Source organism: Arthrobacter sp. 05T423, assembly GCF_056396245.1.
On the sequence record NZ_JBFTLC010000070.1, the window covers coordinates 1 to 4190 of the forward strand.

A 4190-nucleotide genomic window follows, 5' to 3' on the forward strand; every position below is an offset into this window, starting at 1 on the left:
ATCCGTGTGGCACACCCCGCACGTCAGGACGTCCACCAACGCCTCCCCCGGCCCCGGATCCGGCACCAGGATCGTCTCCACCGACACCGGAGCATCCTTCGCCCTGACAACAACTGCCTTCACTTTATGAACCATGACCTGGTGTTCCTCTCGGGTGCTCTGCGGCTGACACAGTCCACCCGTCACTTCGTGGCAGGCGCTTGGCGCCGGCTGTGCGGGGGGCGGGCGGTGGCCGGAGCTCTTCGATCGAGCTTCAGCGACTGTGGAAGCGGCTGACATTCCTTTGATATTTGTGAGATATGTAACTGATATATAAGTGATCGTATGCGCCCGAACTTGGCTTCGTCAACGCACTCGGGGCGATCTTTGGGGCCGGCGCGCCCAAAGACGGGCGGGCCAAAAAAGCCCGATGACTTACGTGGCCCTGCCTTGTAAGGTCAGTGCACCAGCTTCAAGCCGAAATGCTCTGAGCAAGGAGAGGTTATGGCCGTCAACAATGAAATGCAGATCCTGAGTGAGTGGTGCGAGGAGTTGGCGAGGGCGCTGGGGGTCCCGGACCTCGACGTCGATCAAGACCTCCTGCTGGATCTGGCCAGGAAATCTGCGGACCAAGTGATTCATGCCGCAGCACCGGTGACAGCCTTCATGGTGGGCTACGTCGCCGGCCAGGAAACGGCGCGGGGTAACGCTGGTCCCGCGGGGTCCAGGCCGGCGACTGCCCGGTTCGCAGACATCGCATTCGGGCTGTGCGAGAACCGGGAGGACAGCGGGGGCGGCCCGGTCGGTGCATCGTAGCGGTAGTTAGTCAGTCTCCGGGCCGGAACAGAAAAAGCAGCCGTGATAGTCGCAGTCATCAACGGAACGGTCCTCACTCGATTCCGTTTCAATCGTTGTCATGGTTGACGCCGGTGGTGCCATGGGAGATGCCTTTCCTAGAGTTGGCCGCGCAGGCAAACGTCAGAGCGGCCGGATCCCGGTGGTGTCGGGATCCGGCCGCGTCGTACTCAGTGCCGCTTGTCTCCGCTCGGATCAAGCTCACCCTTGGCACACCGTTCATCACATTCGTGCTTGGTGACCAGATCGAATTGGACGCCGCCGTGCTGTTCGACGCCGCTGCGGATGGAACGCTCGACGACGGAGGTGACCAGCCGCCTGCGCAGCGACAGCGGGTCCCGGCGCAGATCCCTTGTCAGGGCAAAGCACATCAGGAACATCACAACCACGAAGGGCAGGGCTGACACGATCGTGATCCGCTGCAGTCCGGCAAGCGCCTCTGCAGGCTTGTCGCCGCCCGCGAGGAGCATTACCGCAGCGACGGCTCCGGTGAGGGCACCCCAGAAGATCACGACTCCCCGGCGGGGTTCCTCAACGCCGTTGGAGCTAAGCGATCCCATCACGATGGAGGCCGCATCGGCGCCCGTGACGAAGAAGATGGCCACCAGGACCATCGCCAGGACGGCGACCGCGCCGGCAATGGCGCTGGGCAGGGGCAGGTGGTGGAGCAGATCGAACAGGGCGCCGTCGAAGGAAATCGTGGGAGTTCCATTGACGATCTTGGCCAGCCCGTCGCCGGTGTCGGGGGTGGCATCTGCCGTGGACTGGATGTTGATGGCGGCGCCGCCAAAGATGCCGAACCAGATCACGCTGACGACGCTGGGGACCAGCAGGACACCGGTCACGAACTGGCGGATGGTGCGGCCGCGGCTGATGCGGGCGATGAACAGGCCCACGAAGGGAGTCCAGGAGACCCACCAGGCCCAGTAGAAGATGGTCCAGCCGGACATCCACTTGCGCAGCGCGTCGTCGCCGACGGCCTCGGTCCGGGAGGCCATCTCGGCCAGATCCCGTGCATAGTCGCCGACTGCCGCCGGGATCAGGTTCAGGATGAAGAGCGTCGGCCCGGCCACGAAGACGATGATGGCCAGGACCGCAGCCAGGACCATGTTGATGTTGGACAGCCACTGGATTCCGCGGCTGATGCCGGAGACCGCCGAGGCCACGAAGCAGGCCGTGAGTACGGCAACGATGACAACGAGCACAGGAGTGGCAAGTTGCCCGCCGATCCAGCCGTTGGACGCCATGCCGCTGCCGATCTGCAGTGCCCCGAGTCCGAGCGATGCCGCCGTTCCGAAGAGCGTGGCGAAGATGGCCAGCATGTTGATGAGCTTGCCGATCGGGCCTTCCACCCGGCGGATACCGAAGAGGGAGGTGAAGACTGTGGAAATGAGCTGCTTGCGGCCGAGGCGGTAGGTTCCGTAAGCCATGGCAACACCCACAACCGCGTACATGGCCCACGGGTGGAGGGTCCAGTGGAAGATCGAGGTTGCCATTGCGGTTTGGACGGCCGCCGGAGTCTGGCCATTAACAGTGCCTGGCGGCGGGGAGATGTAGTGGTAGAGCGGCTCGGCCACGCCGTAGAACATCAGGCCGATGCCCATGCCTGCCGCGAACATCATGGAGACCCACGAGACCATGGAGTACTCGGGCTTCTCTCCGTCTTTCCCCAGCGGAATGTTCCCGAAGCGGCTGACCGCCAGCCACAGGACGTAGACCACAAACAGGGAGGAGAGCGCAACGAACATCCAGCCGGTGTTTTCCATGACCCAGTCAAGGACCACCTGGGAAGTGGCGGCCAGGTTCTCCCTGCCGGCAAATCCCCAGACGACAAAGGCCACCGTGAGCAGTCCGGCGACGCCGAAGACTACCTTGTCGATCCCTCCCTTGCGGAACAGTTGGCTGCTGCGCCGCGCTTCTTCGTGTTCTGATTCGGTTTTCCGCAGGGCCTGAAGGATTTGCAGGTCTTCCTGGGGAAGTTCAGGTTCTCGTACCGACGCCGGGTTCACCCCTGAGTCCCGGCCGTCTTCACTGCTTTCATCGATAGTGACGTCACTATTGATTGTCATGAGGGGTTTCCTTCACTGAATATGTGGGACGGTCCGCCGCAGCCTTAGGCGGTTAGGCCCGGCGGCGGGTTCGGCTCGTCCTCGGGGTCGATAGCCAAAGTGTCGCCGTCGACAAGTCTGGCTTCGTGAATGCGGACCGGCAGTTTCGCCGGCAGCGCCTGCTCGGCGCTGGTTCCGCAGTAATCAACACACTTCGCCTTCAGCAACAGAGTGCCGACAGCTCACAGGCGTTGTCAAGGATTCTTTGTTAGCCCCGTCACCTCTTGACAGTTAACGTGCCATGTATCACGCTGTTGCTTATCGTGATTGTTGTTGCGCATAAAGCAATTAAGGAAATGGGTGGATTATGCAGACGCTTGCAGTCGTGGGTGCCTCCCTGGCTGGCCTCTCGGCGGCCAGGGCAGCCCGTGCCCATGGCTTCTCGGGACGGTTGGTCATCATTGGCGATGAGCATCACCGCCCGTATGACAGGCCGCCCCTGTCGAAGGATTTCCTCCTCGGCACTATCACGGCCGAAGATCTGTTCCTCGAGACGGACAATGACGGGTTGAACGGTGAGTGGCTTCTTGGCGGCGGCGCGGTCGGTCTGGATGCAGCCACGCGGACCATCCACCTCCACGACGGCCAGGCCGTTACTGCCGACGGCATCGTGATAGCGACCGGCGCGCGGGCACGACAGATACCCGCCCTCGCCGGCCTGGACAATGTTTTCTACCTGCGGACCATGGCGGATGCCCAGGGTTTGATGCCGAAGTTGGTGGCGGGCGCCCGCATGATTGTGGTCGGAGCCGGCTTTATTGGCGCCGAGGTTGCATCTTCCGCCGCTTCACGGGGAATGCAGGTGACCATGATCAACAACGCTCCGGTCCCTTTCACCGCCCAGCTTGGTCACGACATGGGATCCGTAGTTGCCGACCTGCATGCCGCCAACGGCGTGAATCTAATCTGCGGTACCGCCATCGACGAGTTCCACAGCACCGGGAACAGCGTGACCGGGCTTCGCCTGGCCGATGGCCGGGAGTTGGCCGCCGACGTCATGGTGGTGGGTATCGGCGCGGAGCCGAACGTTGAGTGGCTGGCCGGTTCGGGTGTTGAGGTCGACGGCGGTGTGTTGTGTGATGCGATGGGCCGCACCAGTGTTCCGGGGATTGTGGCGGTGGGGGACTGTGCTGCCTGGTTTGATGCTGCGGTGGATCGGCACCGGCGGGTGGAGCACTGGACGGGTGCTTTGGAGCGGGCGGCGCTGGCGGTGCAGGCGCTGCTGGACAGTGATTCCCCGGCGCAGCC

3 protein-coding genes and 1 pseudogene are annotated in these 4190 nt (G+C 63.1%); 2 read left to right on the plus strand and 2 right to left on the minus strand.

The window, feature by feature from the left end; all coding sequences use genetic code 11:
* Positions 1-135 (minus strand): annotated as a pseudogene (locus AC1DFE_RS23750) (S-(hydroxymethyl)mycothiol dehydrogenase); the annotation flags it as partial.
* Between the two features lie 348 nt (positions 136-483).
* On the opposite strand from AC1DFE_RS23750, the gene AC1DFE_RS23755 reads away from it, so the two are divergent.
* Positions 484-795, plus strand: coding sequence for a DUF6457 domain-containing protein (locus AC1DFE_RS23755; protein ID WP_476908285.1), 312 nt, complete (start codon positions 484-486; stop codon positions 793-795).
* Between the two features lie 209 nt (positions 796-1004).
* Here AC1DFE_RS23755 and AC1DFE_RS23760 read toward each other — a convergent pair whose 3' ends face one another.
* Positions 1005-2903, minus strand: a complete 1899-nt coding sequence (locus AC1DFE_RS23760; protein ID WP_476908286.1) for a BCCT family transporter — start codon at positions 2901-2903, stop codon at positions 1005-1007.
* A 346-nt stretch (positions 2904-3249) separates the two neighbouring features.
* On the opposite strand from AC1DFE_RS23760, the gene AC1DFE_RS23765 reads away from it, so the two are divergent.
* The coding region (locus tag AC1DFE_RS23765) for an NAD(P)/FAD-dependent oxidoreductase (RefSeq protein WP_476908287.1) at positions 3250-4190 on the plus strand (941 nt) is incomplete at its 3' end.